Source organism: Streptomyces sp. NWU339, assembly GCF_003143855.1.
Taxonomy (GTDB): Bacteria; Actinomycetota; Actinomycetes; order Streptomycetales; family Streptomycetaceae; genus Streptomyces.
This window is the reverse complement of record NZ_QFRK01000035.1, coordinates 20,368-37,720: the sequence shown is the minus strand read 5'-3', so window position 1 is coordinate 37,720 and position 17,353 is coordinate 20,368. Positions and strand designations below refer to the sequence as shown.

At 71.1% G+C, this 17,353-nt stretch carries 15 protein-coding genes; 2 read left to right on the top strand and 13 right to left on the bottom strand.

Annotated elements, in window-relative coordinates:
• Positions 1–31: 31 nt before the first annotated feature.
• From rplS to DIZ27_RS31080, 6 genes are all read right to left on the bottom strand, one after another.
• On the bottom strand, positions 32–382 hold the full coding sequence (gene rplS / locus DIZ27_RS31105) for a 50S ribosomal protein L19 (RefSeq protein WP_109381761.1): 351 nt from the start codon (positions 380–382) through the stop codon (positions 32–34).
• 133 nt (positions 383–515) lie between these two features.
• Entirely contained in the window at positions 516–1,349 is an 834-nt protein-coding gene (trmD, locus tag DIZ27_RS31100) for a tRNA (guanosine(37)-N1)-methyltransferase TrmD (protein WP_109381760.1), read from the bottom strand.
• A complete protein-coding gene (rimM, locus tag DIZ27_RS31095) occupies positions 1,349–1,915 on the bottom strand; it encodes a ribosome maturation factor RimM (protein WP_109381759.1) in 567 nt (188 codons plus the stop codon). The genes trmD and rimM overlap by 1 nt, the downstream gene beginning before the upstream one ends.
• An 81-nt stretch (positions 1,916–1,996) precedes the next feature.
• Positions 1,997–2,236, bottom strand: a complete 240-nt coding sequence (locus DIZ27_RS31090) for an RNA-binding protein (RefSeq protein ID WP_109381758.1) — start codon at positions 2,234–2,236, stop codon at positions 1,997–1,999.
• 2 nt (positions 2,237–2,238) lie between these two features.
• On the bottom strand, positions 2,239–2,667 hold the full coding sequence (gene rpsP / locus DIZ27_RS31085) for a 30S ribosomal protein S16 (RefSeq protein ID WP_109381757.1): 429 nt from the start codon (positions 2,665–2,667) through the stop codon (positions 2,239–2,241).
• Positions 2,668–3,004: 337 nt separating this feature from the next.
• A complete protein-coding gene (locus tag DIZ27_RS31080) occupies positions 3,005–3,607 on the bottom strand; it encodes a hypothetical protein (protein WP_109381756.1) in 603 nt (200 codons plus the stop codon).
• A 629-nt stretch (positions 3,608–4,236) separates the two neighbouring features.
• Between DIZ27_RS31080 and DIZ27_RS31075 the strand changes: the two genes are divergently transcribed.
• Positions 4,237–5,112 carry a methyltransferase domain-containing protein gene (locus DIZ27_RS31075; protein ID WP_109381755.1) on the top strand — a complete coding sequence of 292 codons (876 nt, stop codon included), beginning with the start codon at positions 4,237–4,239 and terminating at the stop codon, positions 5,110–5,112.
• A 92-nt stretch (positions 5,113–5,204) separates the two neighbouring features.
• Here the strand turns inward: DIZ27_RS31075 and ffh are convergent, their stop codons facing one another.
• From ffh to DIZ27_RS31050, 5 genes are all read right to left on the bottom strand, one after another.
• Entirely contained in the window at positions 5,205–6,755 is a 1,551-nt protein-coding gene (gene ffh, locus DIZ27_RS31070) for a signal recognition particle protein (RefSeq protein WP_109381754.1), read from the bottom strand.
• 221 nt (positions 6,756–6,976) lie between these two features.
• Positions 6,977–9,439, bottom strand: coding sequence for a [protein-PII] uridylyltransferase (locus DIZ27_RS31065; RefSeq protein WP_109381753.1), 2,463 nt, complete (start codon positions 9,437–9,439; stop codon positions 6,977–6,979).
• Between the two features lie 28 nt (positions 9,440–9,467).
• Positions 9,468–9,806, bottom strand: a complete 339-nt coding sequence (locus DIZ27_RS31060; RefSeq protein ID WP_109381752.1) for a P-II family nitrogen regulator — start codon at positions 9,804–9,806, stop codon at positions 9,468–9,470.
• The gene (locus tag DIZ27_RS31055; protein ID WP_109381751.1) at positions 9,803–11,143 is read right to left on the bottom strand and encodes an ammonium transporter; all 1,341 of its coding nucleotides are present in this window, start codon (positions 11,141–11,143) and stop codon (positions 9,803–9,805) included. The genes DIZ27_RS31060 and DIZ27_RS31055 overlap by 4 nt, the downstream gene beginning before the upstream one ends.
• Positions 11,144–11,571: 428 nt before the next feature.
• Positions 11,572–13,065: a hypothetical protein gene (locus DIZ27_RS31050; protein ID WP_109381750.1), complete on the bottom strand. Its 1,494-nt coding sequence runs from the start codon at positions 13,063–13,065 to the stop codon at positions 11,572–11,574.
• Between the two features lie 443 nt (positions 13,066–13,508).
• Between DIZ27_RS31050 and DIZ27_RS31045 the strand changes: the two genes are divergently transcribed.
• Positions 13,509–14,174 carry a bifunctional DNA primase/polymerase gene (locus DIZ27_RS31045; protein ID WP_109381749.1) on the top strand — a complete coding sequence of 222 codons (666 nt, stop codon included), beginning with the start codon at positions 13,509–13,511 and terminating at the stop codon, positions 14,172–14,174.
• 137 nt (positions 14,175–14,311) lie between these two features.
• Here the strand turns inward: DIZ27_RS31045 and ftsY are convergent, their stop codons facing one another.
• Positions 14,312–15,511 (bottom strand): signal recognition particle-docking protein FtsY, encoded by a 1,200-nt coding sequence (ftsY, locus tag DIZ27_RS31040; protein ID WP_181383763.1) that lies wholly within the window; start codon positions 15,509–15,511, stop codon positions 14,312–14,314.
• 274 nt (positions 15,512–15,785) lie between these two features.
• Positions 15,786–17,204 carry a sugar porter family MFS transporter gene (locus tag DIZ27_RS31035; protein WP_109381748.1) on the bottom strand — a complete coding sequence of 473 codons (1,419 nt, stop codon included), beginning with the start codon at positions 17,202–17,204 and terminating at the stop codon, positions 15,786–15,788.
• Between the last annotated feature and the right edge of the window lie 149 nt (positions 17,205–17,353).

The following is a 17,353-nucleotide window of genomic DNA, read 5'->3' as shown; positions in this document are numbered from 1 at the left end:
ATCCGGCCCCGGGCTCACCTCGGAAAAGCGCTCAGTTCTCGCGCTTCTCCTTGATCTTCGCCGCCTTGCCGCGCAGGTCACGCAGGTAGTACAGCTTGGCGCGACGGACGTCACCCTTGGTGACGAGCTCGATCTTCTCCACGATCGGGGTGTGCACCGGGAAGGTGCGCTCGACGCCGACGGAGAAGGAGACCTTGCGGACCGTGAAGGTCTCGCGCACGCCGGCACCCTGGCGGCGGATCACCACGCCCTTGAACTGCTGCACACGAGTGCGGTTGCCCTCGATGACGCGCACGTGGACGTTGACGGTGTCACCGGGACGGAAGGCCGGGACGTCGCTGCGCAGCGACGCGGAGTCGACGGAGTCGAGCAGGTGAGACATTTCGTCTGCTTTCTTCGCTGATGCCGCAGGTCATCAACGGCAACTAGAGGTTCGGATCCAGGGTGTGCGCTTCGGGGCGGGCGTCGTGTCCCCCTGCGGCAGGGGCGCACGCCGGACGGCGCACAACAGCGGCCTATTCTTCCACGCCGCCGGTCCTGCGCCAAAATCGACCGTGGGGCTCCCCCTCCGGGTCCGGTTCCCAGCCCAGGATGGAGAGCATCTCGCGGTCCTTCTTGTCGAAGGCCCCCGGCTCACAGCGTTCGATGAGGTCGGGCCGGTTCGCGGTGGTGCGCTTGAGCGCCTCGTCGCGCCGCCAGCGGGCGATCTTCCCGTGGTGCCCGCTGAGCAGCACCTCGGGAATCCCCCGGTCCCGCCAGACGGGCGGCTTGGTGTGGACGGGCCCTTCCAGGAGACTCGCCATCGCGCCCGGGGCGAAGGAGTCGTCCCGGTGGGACTCGGCGTTGCCCAGGACTCCGGGCAGCAGCCGGGCCACGGCCTCGGTGACCACGAGGACGGCTGCCTCGCCGCCGGCCAGCACGTAGTCGCCGATGGACACCTCGTGGACGGGCATACGGGTCGCGTACTCGTCGACGACGCGCCGGTCGATGCCCTCGTAACGGGCCGGGGTGAAGATCAGCCAGGGACACTCGGAGAGCTGGACGGCGAGCTCCTGGGTGAAGGGGCGGCCGCTGGGGGTGGGGACGACCAGGACGGGCGCGTGCGAGCCGGTCTCGTAGCCGTCCGCCAGGACCTCGTCGAGTGCCTCACCCCACGGTTCGGTCTTCATGACCATGCCGGGGCCGCCGCCGTACGGGGTGTCGTCGACGGTGTTGTGCCGGTCGTGGGTCCACGAACGGAGGTCGTGCACCTGGACGTTCAGTTGTCCACGCGCGCGTGCCTTGCCCACGAGGGAGACGTTCAGCGGTTCGAGGTACTCGGGGAAGATGGTGACGACGTCGAGCCGCATCATGCCTCGTCCCGCGAGGAAGCACCGCGTCCGTCAGCGACTTCGTCGTCGGCACCCCGGTCGTCGACCAGGCCCGGCGGCGGGTCGATGACCGCGCGCTGCTCCTCGAGATCGATCCCGGTGACGATCTGCTCCACGAACGGCACGAACACCTCGCTGCCGTCGGGGCGTTCCACCACGAACAGGTCCTGCGTCGGCAGGTGGGAGATCTCGGTGATCCGGCCGACGTGCTGCCCGTCCTCGGTGACGACGTCCAGGTCGATCAGCTGGTGGTCGTAGTACTCGTCCTCGTCCTCAGGCCGCTCGTTCGGGTCGACCTCGGCGATGAGCAGGGTGTTGCGCAGCGCCTCGGCGCCGGTGCGGTCGCGGACGCCCTCGAAACGCAGCAGGAGGCGACCGCTGTGCACCCGGCCGGTCTCGATGGTGAGCGGACCGGCGGTGGCGGGATCGGTGGCCAGGACTGCGCCGGGCCCGAGCCTCAGCTCCGGCTCATCGGTGCGGACCTCCACGGTGACCTCGCCCTTGATGCCGTGGGCACGGCCGATGCGAGCGACTACCAGCTGCACTGTGCTTGATCTCCTGTCGTACGACGACGGGCCGGGGACGGCCCTGAGGCCCTCCCCGGCCCGAGCCGGTTGCGCTGAGCGTCAGCGGACGTGGTCCACGTCGACGAGGTCGACACGGACACCGCGGCCGCCGATGGCGCCCACGACGGTCCGCAGAGCGCGTGCGGTGCGGCCGTTGCGGCCGATCACCTTGCCGAGGTCGTCCGGGTGGACCCGGACCTCGAGCACCCGCCCGCGGCGCAGGTCGCGCGAGGCGACCCGCACATCGTCAGGGTTGTCGACGATGCCCTTCACGAGGTGCTCGAGAGCCTCCTCGAGCATGCTCAGGCCTCGGTCGACGCAGACGAGGAGGACTCAGCGGCGGCCTCGTCCTTCTTCTCGGTCTTCTTCTTCTGGGTGATCGCCTCACCCTTGCCCTCGTCCTCGCCGCCGAGCGCGTCGAACGACGGGCGCGCGGCCTTCTCGGCCTGCTGCAGCAGCGGGGCCGGGGCGGGCTCGCCCTTGAACTTCTGCCAGTCGCCGGTCTTCTTGAGGATGGCGAGCACGGGCTCGGTCGGCTGGGCGCCGACACCGAGCCAGTACGCCACGCGCTCACCGTCGACCTCGATCACCGACGGGTTGTACGTCGGGTGGTACTTGCCGATCTCCTCGATGGCCCGGCCGTCACGGCGGGTACGGGAGTCGGCGACGATGATGCGGTAGTGAGGCGAACGGATCTTGCCCAGACGCTTCAGCTTGATCTTGACTGCCACGGGAGTGAGTTCTCCTGGATTTGACGTGGTTGGGCACGGCGGGAAGGCCGCGTGGGGTTGCGGTACCCGATTGCCCGATGGACGCGTCAGCCGGAGGCGAGAGGGTTCCTGTGCGGCTGTCGAGTACAGCTAGTCATTGTGCCACACACCGCGGGGCACCCGGGACCGCGGGCCCGCACGCGGGCAGGACTCGGACCCGCCCGGCGCGGTGGCGCCATCACGCCGGGCGGGTCCGCCCTGCGGCACGACCGGCCCCGGAGCGGCATGCGGGACGGCGCCCGCACGCCTCCGGGGCCGGTCCCGACGCGTCCGGCACCCACGAGATGCCGGGTCGCGGTCAGCTCGCCGCCGAGGCCACCGTCTCAGGGATCCTGAACGGCTTGCCGCAGCCACCGCAGACGATGGGGGCCTGGGCCAGCACCGACGGGACGACGCGCACATTGCGACCGCAGTCGCAGACGGCCTTGACGCGCACACCACCGCCGGACGAACCATGTCGTGCCGCCGGGCCTCGGAAGCTGCGGGCGGTGTCACCCGCGGTCGCGGCGGAATGCGCCTTCAGGGCGCGCTGGAGGCGCTCCGTCGTCGGGCGGTAGCGGCGCTTCGCCTCCGGGGTGAGTGCGACCAGCGAGAAGCCGCTGCTGGGATGCGGCTCGTCGGGATGGTCCAGACCCAGTTCCTCGGCGATCGCGAGGAATCGGCGGTTGTGGTAGCGGCCGGCGCGGGAGGTGTCGCGTACGCCGCGCGCGGCGGCGACGCCGTGGACTGCCTCGTGCAGCAGTCGCTCGAAGGAGAGTTCGTGACCGCACGCGGACGACGACTCCCCGATCAGAGACTCGGGCGCGGCAAGATCGGGCAGCTCGGGGTGGTACCGCTGAATGTCGGCCCACGCCTGCGCCAGTTCTGCGGCGAGTACAGGTGGTGTCTGTGTCGTGCTCACGTAATGACAACGAGCCGGGGTGCCTCTGTGTTCCGATTCCGGGGCATCCCAAATAATTTGCCCTTACCCGTCAGTACCCGCTCATGCGTTCCGACGACGGGCGGGTGCGCTGATCTGCGGAGAAGCCTCGCAGCTCACCTCAAGGTGGTGCGTAGGCTGACGTACACCGTCCCCCGGCCCGGCGCGTACGCGGGGCCCGTGCGCCGGTGCGTCTGCGATCCACGGGTACGCAAGAGGCGTTTCGGCCGCTCTCTCGCGGCGGAGCGCCCCGGCCCTGTGGGCGAGTGCCACGACGCCCGGTGGACGAGTGCCACGACCGCGACGTTACCGGGTCCGCCGACGGCACCCGGCACCGGCCCGGACCTTATGAGGGGACGCGGCCGGACACGACCGGACACGACCTCGATCAGGGGTTTGCGGACCTTGGCCGGAACCGGCTCATCGCCCCGCGATCGCCGGAATGTGAATTCTTGCCACTGGCACGAGCGACTCCCAACCCGCCGCCCCGTTCCACTGGACGCCGGGTCGAGGGCGGAGTTTCCTGGCATACGGGGGGAGTGCGAGCGCACTGCACGGGGGTCAAGTGATCGGGCACGGCGGCAACTCTCGGCTGATTGGGGCGCTTACCTATGACACCTACGCTCGTGGGGCAGCACCTTCCTCGTACGGAGCACGGTCCTACGACGGGGCACGGTCCTCGCGTGGACCGGCGGGCACGCGCGCGTGACTGGTCCGAGATACAGGAGAGGATGCTCGTACCGCTCTACGAGGCCGTCTACGAGCGACTGGACGTGGGGCCCGCGACACGGCTGCTCGGCCTCGGCTGCGGTTCGGGGCTCGCCTTGCTGATGGCGGCCTCCCGGGGCGCCGCGGTCACCGGTGTCGACACCTCGTCCGCCCGACTGGCCCACGCACGCGAGCGGTTGCTGCCCGCCGGGCGGGGCCCACGCGCGCGGGGGCGCGCGGATACCCGGATCGTGGACGGCTCCCCCGGGGCGGCCCGAACGGACACCTCCGGGTACACCGTGGTGACCGCCTTCGAACCGATCGGATGCCTTGCGGGCGACGCGGAAGAACTGGGAGGACTGCTCGCCGAGGCGACGCCGCTCGCCGGACGCGGAGCGGCCGTGGTGCTCACCGGCTGGGGCCCGCCGGAACGCTGCGCCACGGCGTCCGTGCTCCGGGTGGCCACCAGGCTGGCGGAACCGGTGCGCGGCACGGGCAACTGGCGCCCCGCGCACCGCGACGATCTGGAGGAGGTCGCCCGGCGCACGGGCCTCCGGCCGGACGGCTCGGGAAGGGTGGCCTGCCCCTTCGGGTATGCCGACGTGGACAGCGCCGTACGGGGACTGCTCTCGACGGGACTGTTCGACCCGGCGATCGTCGCGACGGACCAGGTCCAGGTGGACAAGGAACTGGCCGAGGCGCTGCACCCGTACCAGCGGCAGGACGGCACCGTGTGGATGCCGAACGTGTTCCGGTACCTGATCGCGCGGACGCCCTGACGCCGTCACGGGGCACCCCTTGGCCCCCTTGGGCCCCTTGGAAAAGTGGTTGGCCCCGTGCCGTACGGACGGGGCCGTCAGTCCCGGACTTCTCAGCCCATGAACTTCTTGAACTCGTCGGGCAGCTCGAAGTCCTGGCCGCCCTGCTGCGGCAGCCCGAAGGCGCTGCCGCCCTCCGCGGCCGCCGCGCGGCGCGCGGCCTCCTCCTGCTCCTGCTGCTTGCGCTTCATCGGGTTGCCGGAGCGCTGCTTGCCCTTGGCCTGCTTCTGCTTCTTCTTCTGCCGGCCGGGGCCGCCACCCATGCCCGGCATCCCGGGCATCCCCGGCATGCCGCCGCCCTGGGCCATGCGGGACATCATCTTGCGGGCCTCGAAGAAGCGCTCCACCAGGGACTTCACGGCGCTGACCTCGACACCGGCACCCTTGGCGATACGGGCGCGGCGGGAGCCGTTGATGATGGTCGCGTCCTGCCGCTCGGCCGGGGTCATCGACTTGATGATCGCGGCGGTGCGGTCCACGTCCCGCTCGTCGAGGTTGTTGATCTGGTCCTTGATCTGCCCCATGCCGGGCAGCATGCCGAGCAGCTTGGAGATGCTGCCCATTTTCCTGACCTGCTCCATCTGGGCCAGGAAGTCGTCCAGGGTGAAGTCCTGGCCCTTCTTGGACGCCAGCTTGGAGGCCATCTGGGCGGCCTCTTCCTGGCTGAAGGTCTTCTCCGCCTGCTCGATCAGGGTGAGCAGGTCACCCATGTCGAGGATGCGGGAGGCCATCCGGTCCGGGTGGAAGGCGTCGAAGTCGTCGAGCTTCTCACCGTTCGAGGCGAACATGATCGGCTTGCCGGTGACCTGACGGATCGACAGCGCCGCACCACCGCGGGCGTCACCGTCGAGCTTGGAGAGCACCACTCCGTCGAAGCCGACGCCGTCGCGGAAGGCCTCGGCGGTGTTGACCGCGTCCTGACCGATCATGGCGTCGACGACGAAAAGGATCTCGTCGGGCCGGACGGCGTCGCGGATGTCCGCGGCCTGCTGCATCATCTCCTGGTCGATGCCCAGGCGGCCGGCGGTGTCCACGATCACGATGTCGTGGACCTTGGTCCGCGCGAACTCGATGGAGTCCTGGGCGACCTTCACCGGGTCACCCACGCCGTTGCCCGGCTCGGGCGCGTAGACGGCGACGCCCGCGCGCTCGGCGACGACGCTGAGCTGGTTGACCGCGTTCGGGCGCTGGAGGTCGGCGGCGACCAGCACCGGGGAGTGCCCCTGGTCCTTGAGCCACTTGCCGAGCTTGCCCGCGAGCGTGGTCTTACCGGCACCCTGCAGACCGGCCAGCATGATCACGGTCGGCGGCTGCTTGGCGAAGCGCATCCGGCGGGTCTCGCCGCCGAGGATGGTAATCAGTTCGTCATTGACGATCTTGATGATCTGCTGCGCCGGGTTGAGCGCCTTGGAGACCTCGGCGCCCAAAGCCCTGTCCTTGACATTCTTGATGAATGCCCGGACGACGGGGAGGGCCACGTCGGCCTCGAGGAGCGCGATACGGATTTCGCGCGCCGTGGCGTCGATGTCCGCCTCGGACAGCCTGCCCTTGCCCCGGAGAGACTTGAAAGTGGCTGACAAGCGGTCGGAGAGAGTATCGAACACGGCGGCGTCGGTCCTTGGAGTCGGGAGCAGTTCGGGTCGCACTCCAGGGTATCCGGCCGCGCAAGCAAATCGTCCCTGCCCGCTGCAGAGAGCGGACAGGGACGGAAGGAACCCCGCAGTGGCGGGGGACACGCATTGCACACCAATGCCAAGGGCGCGTTCCGGGTCATCCCCGCAGCAGCGGGGAGCATATCCGGCAGACGCAGGACCTCCCCGGAAGGTCACGCCCGCAACGTCTCCTCCAGTTTCCGGGCCACAGCCACCGCCTCATCACCCGGTAGAGGCACACCCTGCTCCTGCGTCACGTAAAAGGCGTCCACAGCGTTCGCACCCAGCGTGCTGACATGCGCGCTGCGCACCCGCACCCCCGCGTCCTCCAGCGCCCGCCCGATGCGGAACAGCAGCCCCGGCGCGTCCTGCGCCCGGACCTCGATCACCGTGGCGTGCCGGGACGCGGCCGGGGCCACCGTCACGCACGGTGAGGGCGCGACCACGCCCCGCCGCCTCGGGTACGCGGCGTCCCGTTCGGCGAGCCGGCCCGCGATGTCGAGGCCGCCCTCCAAGGCGCGTACGAGGTCGGCGCGGAGCCGGGCGGTCCGGGGCAGGGAGCCGTACTCGGCGGCGACCCGCCAGTCCAGCAGCAGCACGGAGCCGCCGACGCCGGCCGGGAGGGCCAGCGCCCGCAGCTCCGCGGTCCGTACGGTCAGCCGGTGCAGGGCGAGCACCCCGGCCACCGCTGGCAGCACGCCCTCCTGGCCGGGTACGGCGATGCGCAGTTCCACGCCCAGCGGCTCGGGATCGCCGGAGGGCTCGGTGGGCGGTTCGGTCCGGGTCCGCAGGGACAGCACCGGCGCGCCCGTGGCGACCGCCTCGATGGCGAGGCGTTCCTGTTCCGCGGTGGGCGCGGTCTCCTCGGGGCCCGCCGGGAGGTCCCCGGACAGCACGGCGGAGACCCGTTCGACCAGGTCGGTGACGAGCGAGGCGCGCCACGACGACCAGGCTGCCGGTCCGGTGGCGAGGGCGTCCGCCTCGGTGAGGGCGTGCAGCAGTTCGAGGGTGCCCCGGTCGCCGACGGCGTCGGCGACCGCGCGCACGGTGGCCGGGTCGTCCAGGTCGCGCCGGGTGGCGGTCTCGACGAGCAGAAGGTGGTGGCGTACGAGGGCGGCGATCACCGTGACGTCGGGCCGGTCGAAGCCGATGCGGGCGGCCACACCCCTGGCGATGATCTCGCCGGCCACCGAGTGGTCACCGGGCCGGCCCTTGCCGATGTCGTGCAGCAGCGCAGCGACCAGCAGCAGGTCGGGCCGGTGCACGCGCCGGGTGAACTCGGAGGCGCGAACGGCGGTCTCGATGAGATGCCGGTCCACGGTCCACAGGTGCACGGCGTTGCGCTGGGGGCGGCAGCGGACCCGCTCCCAGTCCGGAAGCAGGCTGTTGACCAGGCCCTCCGCCTCCAGCGCCGCCCAGACCTGGACCGTGGGCCGGCCGGAGCCCAGCAGGGTCACCAGCTGTTCCCGCGCCTCGGCGGGCCACGGCGTGGGCAGGGGGCGCGCGGTGGCCGCCATGCGCCGTACGGTGTGCAGGGAAAGCGGGAGCCCGGCCTGGGCGGCGGCGGCCGCAGCGCGCAGCGGGAGCACGGGGTCGCGTTCGGGGCGCGCGGCGCGGGCGAGCACCACTTCGCCGTCCTGTTCCACGACCCCTTCGGCCAGCGGGGAGCGCCCGGGGGTCGGTTTCCCGCCGCTCAGCAGGGCGCGCAGTCTGGGCCGCACCGCGCGGGAGCGCAGGACTCGTCCCACTTCGCGCCAGGTGACGTCACCGGCGTAGGCAATGACGCGGGCCGCCTCGTAGACCTGCCGCAGCAGCACGTCCGCGTCGAGCATGCCCAGCTCGGCCGCGACCCGGTCCTGCTCCTGGAGCGCGAGCCGGTCGGTGGCGCGCCCGGTGGCCAGGTGCAGTGCGTCCCGTACGTCGAGGAGTCGGCGGCGGGCGTCGGCCAGGCCTTCGCGCGGGGCGTCGGCGAGCCAGGAGGCGGCGACGGCGCGCAGGGCGGTGGCGTCGCGGAGCCCGCCGTGGGCCTCCTTGAGATCGGGTTCGAGGAGGTACTGGAGCTCGCCCTGGCGTTCGGCCCGTTCGGCGCACAGCTCCTGGAGTTCGGGGAGCCGCTTCGGTGCCTGGTCGCGCCAGTCGGCGAGCACCGCCGTGCGCAGTGCGGCGGTGAGGCCGAGGTCTCCGGCGATGTGCCGGGCGTCCAGCAGGCCGAGCTGGACCTTCAGGTCCTCGCCCGCGGTGCTGCGCGCCTCGGCCGGGGTGCGGACGGAGTGGTCGAGGGCGAGGCCCAGGTCCCAGACGGGGTACCAGAGGCGGTCGGCGAGGGCGGCGACCGCCTTGGGGTCGCCGCCCTCGTGCAGCAGGAGCAGGTCGAGGTCGCTGCGCGGGGACAGCTCCGCGCGCCCGTAGCCGCCCACGGCGACCAGGGACACCCCGCGCACCCCCTCGGCACCCGCCGCGAAGAGCCCGGCGAGCCAGCCGTCCGTGAGGTTCGCGAGGGCGGCGCGGCGCGGCGGCCCGGGCTGCGCCTCCTCGGTCCCGGGCTGCGCCTCCTCGGTGAGGAGGCGCAGCCGGGCCGCCGCGTAGCCGCCGGGCCCCGAGCCCTTCGTCTCGTCGTTCCTGCCCGTCCCCGTCATCCGGTGGCTCCTGTTCCGTTCGTCCGGCTCAGAGCGCGTCCGGGCCGCGCTCACCGGTGCGGACCCGTACGGCGGTCCCGACCGGGATCGACCAGACCTTGCCGTCGCCGATCTTGCCGGTGCGGGCCGCCTTGACGATCACGTCGATGAGCTGTTCGGCGTCCTCGTCCTCCACCAGCACCTCGATGCGGATCTTGGGCATCAGGTCGACGGTGTACTCGGCGCCGCGGTAGACCTCGGTGTGGCCGCGCTGGCGGCCGTAACCGCTGGCCTCGGTGACGGTCAGGCCGTGTACTCCGAAGGTCTGCAGGGCCTCCTTGACCTCGTCGAGCCGGTGCGGCTTGACGACGGCGGTGATGAGCTTCATGCGTCCACCTTCTTGCTCTCGGCCGGGACGAGGGGCGCCTGGGCGGCGTTGCGGGCGGCACCGCCGCCGGCGCCGCTGAAGTCGTACGCGGTCTCGGCGTGCTCGGCCCGGTCGATGCCGGCCACCTCGTCGTCCTCGGAGACGCGCATGCCGATCGTCCGGTCCAGGAGGAAGGCGAGGACCGCGGAGACGACCAGGGAGTAGGCGAGGACGCCGAAGACTCCGGCGCACTGCTTCCAGAACTGGTCGAGGCCGCCGCCGTAGAAGAGTCCCCGGACGTTCGACTGGCCCTTGCCGCTGGCGAAGAAGCCGACGAGCAGGGAGCCGATGATGCCGCCGACCAGGTGGACGCCGACGACGTCCAGGGAGTCGTCGTAGCCGAATTGGTACTTCAGGCCGACGGCCATGGCACACAGCACACCGGCGACGGCGCCGACGGCGATCGCGCCGAGCGGGGAGACCGCGCCGCCGGCCGGTGTGATGGCGACCAGGCCCGAGACGGCGCCGGAGGCGGCGCCCAGCGTGGTGAACGCGCCGTGGCGGATCTTCTCGTAGGCGAGCCAGCCGAGTACGGCGGCGGCGGTGGCGACCTGGGTGTTGACGAACATCAGCGCGCCGACGCCGTCGTCGTTGCCGAGCCAGGAGCCGGCGTTGAAGCCGAACCAGCCGAACCACAGCAGCGCGGCGCCGAGCATGACCAGCGGCAGGCTGTGCGGGCGCATCGGGTCCTTCTTGAAGCCGACCCGCTTGCCGATCACCAGGATCACACCGAGCGCGGCGGCACCGGCGTTGATGTGGACGGCTGTCCCGCCGGCGAAGTCGATGACGCCCAGCTCGAAGGCCCAGCCACCGGCGCCCCAGACCCAGTGGGCGACCGGGAAGTAGACGACGGTGGCCCACAGGGTGATGAACAGCGCCCACGCGGTGAACTTCACGCGGTCCGCGAGCGCGCCGCTGATCAGGGCGGGGGTGAGGACGGCGAACATCAGCTGGAAGACCAGGAAGGTGAAGACGGGGATGGTGTGGCCGTCCCACAGCTCGGTCAGGCCGATGTCGCCGAGGCCGACCCAGTGGGAGTTCCATCCGACCAGGCCGCCGGAGTCGGTGCCGAACGCCATGGAGAAGCCGTACAGCACCCACAGGACGGTGACGATTCCCAGGCTGATGAAGCTCATCATCAGCATGTTCAGGGTGCTCTTGACGCGGACCATGCCTCCGTAGAAGAAGGCCAGGCCCGGGGTCATGAGCATCACCAGGGCGGAACAGATGAGTATGAATCCTGTGTTGGCGGCAGAGAGCGTGGGCGTCTCCGCGGCAAGGGTGATGGCCGCTGCCATCGGCATCTCCTCGTCGTCGGTACGGCCCCGTGCGGGCGGAACCCGAGCGGGTCGTGAGGGGTGGGCCGGTTCTGCGCCAAGAGATTCGCGCAGCGCCGTTTCGGTGGGAGCCCCTCGCTGTTTCGCCGCCGTGACGAAGGCACCTGGTGTGTTACGCGTCGATGAACTGCCGGATCCGCGCGGTATCTGCCCGTGGCACCGCGGCCATCGATGGAGCAACCACGACGGCGAGCACCAGGTCCGCGAAAGCGGCGTCGGCTCGGACGCAGAAAACCGGCCGCGGCGGGCCTTCCGATGACCTGGCATGGGGGAGCCGAGTCGGGCAGTTCGGGAGGGCCGGCCGCGGCCGGTGCCTGGGGTTTTCCCGGAGGTCCCTGCAGTCCTTCGGGGGTTCCTGTCGGGTTTCGGGGATCGGACCGCTTCGGGAGTCAGACCGCTTCGGCGGTCTCCGGCAACTCGGTGGCGAGCCGCTCGGTGAGGTCGACGACCTCGGCGAGGTCGCCGAAGTCACGGACGGCCGTGTCGACCGTCTTTCGGATGCGTGTGTTGACCCGCTCGGAGCGGACCTTCTTGGCCGTCCTGATGGCCTCGGTGGCGAGGACCGCGCCCCGCTCGGGCTCACGCTGGAGGAGATGCACGGTGGCCATGCCGATCAGGTTGAGCGCGTACGACCGCTGGTAGTCGGCGCGCTCCTGGGCGAACAGCTCCACGGCCCGCTCCATCAGCGGCTCGGCGAGGGAGGCGTACGTGGGACTGCGGCCTGCGACGTAGGCGAGGTCGCGGAAGGAGTGGGAGTTCTCGCCGTACAGCTCGGCCTCGGAGAAGAAGCGGATCCAGTCGGGGTCCGGTTCCTCCCACTCGCCGACCTCGGCGAAGGTGTCCTCGGCCATCCTGACCGCGCGCTTGCACCGGCCGGGCTGGCCCATGTTGGCGTAGGCGCGGGCCTCCATCGCGTACAGCATCGACTGGGTGCGCGGGCTCGCGCAGTCACGGCTGCCGTACTGCGCGAGATGGATGAGTTCCAGGGCGTCCTCGGGCCGGCCGAGGTGGATCATCTGACGGCTCAGGTTCGACAGGATGTACGAACCCAGTGGCCGGTCCCCCGCCTCCTTGGCCGCGTGCAGGGCGAGCACGAGGTACTTCTGCGCGGTGGGCTGGAGCCCCACGTCGTACGACATCCAGCCGGCCAGTTCGGCGAGCTCGGCGGCGACCTTGAACAGCCGCCGCCGGATCGGGTCGGGCTGGGGTTCCTGGAGCAGGTCCGTCACCTCGTGCAGCTGGCCGACGACGGCCTTGCGGCGCAGGCCGCCTCCGCACTGGGCGTCCCACTGCCGGAACATCACGGTGGTGGCCTCCAGCAGGTCCAGCTCCGGCTGGGACAGCCGGCCGCGGGTGTGCCCCAGGACGGCGGGTTCGGACTCCGGGCGGGACTGGGCGGCGGACGGTGTGGGGACGAGCCAGCGCTGCATGGGCTCGATGAGGGACGGGCCCGCGGAGAGGGCCAGCGAGCTCCCGAGGAAGCCGCGCCGCGCGAGCATGAGGTCGCTGCGCGAGAACTCGCTGAGCAGGGCCACGGTCTGCGGGCCCGTCCAGGGCAGGTCGACGCCGGTCGCGGAGGGCGAGGGCCGGGTGGTGCGCAGGCCCAGGTCCTCGACGGACACGACGACGCCGAAGCGCTCGGAGAACAGCTCGGACAGGATGCGCGGGATGGGCTCGCGCGGGTTCTCGCCGTCCAGCCAGCGGCGCACGCGCGAGGTGTCGGTGGAGATGTGGTTGGCGCCCAGTTGGCGGGCTCTGCGGTTGACCTGGCGGGCGAGCTCGCCCTTGGACCAGCCGCTGCGGATGAACCACGAGGCGAGCAGCTCGTTCGGACGCTTCTCCGTACCCGCAGCGCTCGTCCCGCCACCGCCGTTGCCGCTCACTGGAACGCCCCCATCCCTGAAACCACTCGCCGCTGAGTGCGCCAAGCCCTACCAGAATGCCGGTTGCCGGGGCCGCCGTCCGGCGGACGCCACCCACCGAACGGAAAGCCGAGTTGCCTCCGGCATACCCGTGCGTGCATGTGCCCCAAGAAGCCGTGCACACAACGTAGCGCTACGATCACCCGTCCAGCCATGGCGAACCGGTAATCGCCACCATTCGCCACCCCATCGAATGAACTCACGGTGGCCGACTCACGATTCACTTGACACAGAGCAGCCACAGTGGATGCGGCGAGGCGCTCGAGGGCGCAAGCCGCCCCGCGCGCCACCCCGGGCGCTTCCGGGCGCCGACTGAGCCGATCGGTACAGGGAAGTCGAAAACAGAGAGTCACGCGTCGCGCCCGCTGCGTAACCGCCGGTGCGTCGGACCCGTTGGAGGGGGCATGGGCTTCACGATCGGCATAAGCCGGGGCATCCGCGACATCCGGTCCGGCTCACGCCGTCGGGGCCGCGCGCCGGACGGCACCGGAGTGGCGGAGTACACCGGGCTGTGGGGCTGGGACGTGGTGCCGGGTGCCCGCGCCGCGGCCGGCGCCTGCTCCTGCGGCCGGGCGGGATGCCGGGCGCCGGGGGCGCATCCGCTGGACCTCGCCCCGGAGATCCCCGCCGGGGCTCCGCTGGACGACGTGACGGAGATCTGGGCCGGGTACCCGGGCGCCGCGATGATGCTGCCGGTCGGGCGGGCGTTCGACGTGATCGAGGTGGCCGAAGCCGCCGGGTGCCGCGCCCTGGCCCGGTTGGAGCGCATGGGCCTGCCCGTCGGCCCGGTCACCGCCACCCCGGACGGCCGGGCCCAGTTCTTCGTCGCCCCCGGCGCCGCCGCCGCGCTCCCCGAGCTGCTCTACCGCATGGGCTGGGACGACCCGGCCGCCCTCGACCTGCGCGGCCTCGGTCCCGGTACGCACATCACGGCACCGGCGTCGGACCGGGGCGGCCTCGGCCCGGTGCGCTGGCTGCGCTCTCCCGCCCTCGATTCGGTCCCCCGCCCGCCCGAGGCCCGTCTGGTCCTGGGCACGCTGGCGTACGTCGTGCACCGGTCGCAGGCGTAGGCACAGACCCCGAAGGCCGCAGGTGTCGGCCCCGAAGCCGTACACGGGGCAGCACGGCGAAGCGCCCGTTTCCGGGTTTCCGGAAGCGGGCGCTTCTTCGCGTCGGTGCGGGTGCCGTCCGGCGGGCCGCCCCGGGGTCACTCCCCGATGAGCGCGTCCACGAACGCGTCGGGCTCGAACGGTGCCAGGTCGTCCGCGCCCTCGCCGAGACCGATCAGCTTGACCGGGACGCCCAGTTCGCGCTGGACGGCGATCACGATGCCGCCCTTGGCCGTGCCGTCCAGCTTGGTGAGCACGATGCCGGTGATGTCGACGACCTCGGCGAAGACCCGGGCCTGGACCAGACCGTTCTGACCGGTGGTGGCGTCGAGCACGAGCAGCACCTCGTCCAGCGGGGCCTGCTTCTCCACGACCCGCTTGACCTTGCCGAGCTCGTCCATCAGGCCCGTCTTGGTGTGCAGTCGGCCGGCGGTGTCGATGAGCACGACGCCCGCGCTCATCTCCTTGCCCTCCTTGACCGCGTCGAACGCGACGGAGGCCGGGTCGCCGCCCTCCGGACCGCGCACGGTGTGGGCACCGACGCGCTCGCCCCAGGTCTGGAGCTGGTCGGCGGCGGCGGCGCGGAACGTGTCGGCGGCGCCGAGGACGACGGTGTTGCCGTCGGCGACCAGGACCCGGGCGAGCTTGCCGGTGGTGGTGGTCTTGCCGGTGCCGTTGACCCCCACGACCATCACGACGCCCGGACCACCGGTCCCGGTCTCGGTGCGCACGGTGCGGTCCATCGTGGGATCGACCAGGGTGATCAGCTCCTCGCGGAGCAGCCCGCGCAGTTCGGCGGGGGTGCGGGTGCCGAGCACCTTCACGCGCTCGCGCAGCCGCTCGACCAGTTCCTGGGTGGGCTGCACACCGACATCGGCGGTGAGCAGGGTGTCCTCGACCTCCTCCCAGGTGTCCTCGTCGAGGTGCTCGCGGGAGAGCAGGATGAGCAGGCCCTTGCCCAGGGCGTTCTGTGAACGGGAGAGACGGGTTCGCAGCCGGACGAGCCGGCCGGCGGTGGGCTCCGGGATCTCGATCGCGGGAACCTCGGCAGGCGGTTCCTCGACGACGACCGGGGCGGAGCCGTCCGGAAGATCAACCTCCTCGATGGTGCGCCGCGGTTCCTCCCGCGGCGTCTCGGCCTCGTCGCCGACGTGCGGCTCGGCTGGAGGGGCGGTGATGTCGGGCGCGGTGGGCGGCGGCGGGGACGGCTGCTTCTTGCGTCGGCTGCCGACGATGAGCCCGCCGAGCACACCGAACACGACCACGGCGATGACTACAGCAAGGATGACGATGTCCATAACGGGTCCAGTATCAGCCATGGGCAGCCCGGTCGAGCCGAGGTCGGCCCCCGTGGAACGGCCCGTGCCGTCCCGGGCCGGCGACCTGGTGGCCGGCGGCCGACGACGCACGGGTCAGGACCTGCGGCACACGGCACGGACACGCCGCCGCCCCGGCCCGGACGGTGTCCGGAGCGGGGCGGCAGGGTACGAGGAGAGGGGCAGCGGGGACTTGAACCCCTCTCCTCGGGCTTGTGCGGGACGGGTCCGTGGGCCGTCGGTCCCGCGGGCTCGGTCAGCCCATTTCCTCCAGGGCCTTGCCCTTCGTCTCCTTGACGAACTTCAGGACGAACGGGATGGAGAGCGCCGCGAAGAACGTGTAGATCACGTAGGTGGTCGACAGGTTCCACTCGGCCAGCGACGGGAAGCTCGCGGTGATGGCCCAGTTGGCGATCCACTGCGCGGCGGCGGCCACGCCCAGCGCGGCGGCGCGGATCCGGTTCGGGAACATCTCGCCGAGCATGACCCAGACGACCACACCCCACGACAGGGCGAAGAAGAGGACGAACATGTGGGCGGCGACCAGCGCGACCCAGCCCTGGGTGGCGGGCAGCTTGCCGTCGACGAGGTCGAAGGAGAACGCCCAGGCCTCCAGTGCGAGGCCGATCACCATGCCGACGGAGCCGATGATCGCGAGCGGCCTGCGGCCGATGCGGTCGACGAAGATCATCGCGATGACGGTGCCGACGATGTTGATGATCGACGTGGTGAAGGAGTAGAAGAACGAGTCCGCCGGGTCGACGCCGACCGACTGCCACAGCGTCGCCGAGTAGTAGAACGCGACGTTGATGCCGACGAACTGCTGGAAGACCGACAGACCGATACCGATCCAGACGATCGGCTTGAAGAAGAAGCTGCCGCCGAGCAGGTCCTTGAAGCGGGACTTCTCCTCGCTGTGCATCGCCGTCTCGATCTCGCTGACGCGGGCGTCCAGGTCGACGTTCTTGCCCTCGACCTCTTCGAGGATCTTCCGGGCGCGCTCGTGCTTGCCGACGGAGATCAGGTAGCGGGGGGACTCGGGGATGGCGAAGGAGAGCAGTCCGTACAGCACGGCCGGGACGACCATGACGCCGAGCATCAACTGCCATGCCTCCAGACCCAGCAGCGTGCCACGCTGCTCGCCGCCGGCGGCGTTCAGGATGCCCCAGTTGACCAGCTGCGACACGGCGATGCCGACGACGATCGCGGCCTGCTGGAAGGAGCCGAGCCGGCCGCGGTAGGCGGGCGGGGCGACCTCGGCGATGTAGGCCGGGCCGATCACCGAGGCCATACCGATGGCGACGCCGCCGACGATCCGCCAGAAGGCGAGGTCGTAGAGGGAGAAGGGGACGGCGGAACCGATGGCGCTGACGGTGAACAGGAGCGCGGCGATCTGCATGACCCGGATGCGGCCGATGCGGTCGGCTATGCGGCCGGCGGTCGCGGCGCCGACAGCGCAGCCGATCAGCGCGACGGCGATGACCTGGGCGAGCGCGGCCGAGCCGATGTCGTAGCGGTCCCGGATGGCCTCGACGGCGCCATTGATCACGGAGCTGTCGTAGCCGAAGAGGAAGCCGCCCATGGCAGCTGCCGCCGTGATGAAGATGACGTGCCCGAGATGCTCGGGTTGAGCCGTCCCGGCTCCTGACTTCTGTGCCTGCGCTGAGCTGGTCACGTGTAACTCCTCGGGCCACCGGCAACATCGCCGGGTGGGGGTCAGCCCTTCGAGGTCCACCTGAAGGTACCTGAAGGTGAAAGCAACATGGCGAAGACTATGCATTCAAGTTTTGAAGTCAATAGAGGGTTATAGAACGGATACCCGAA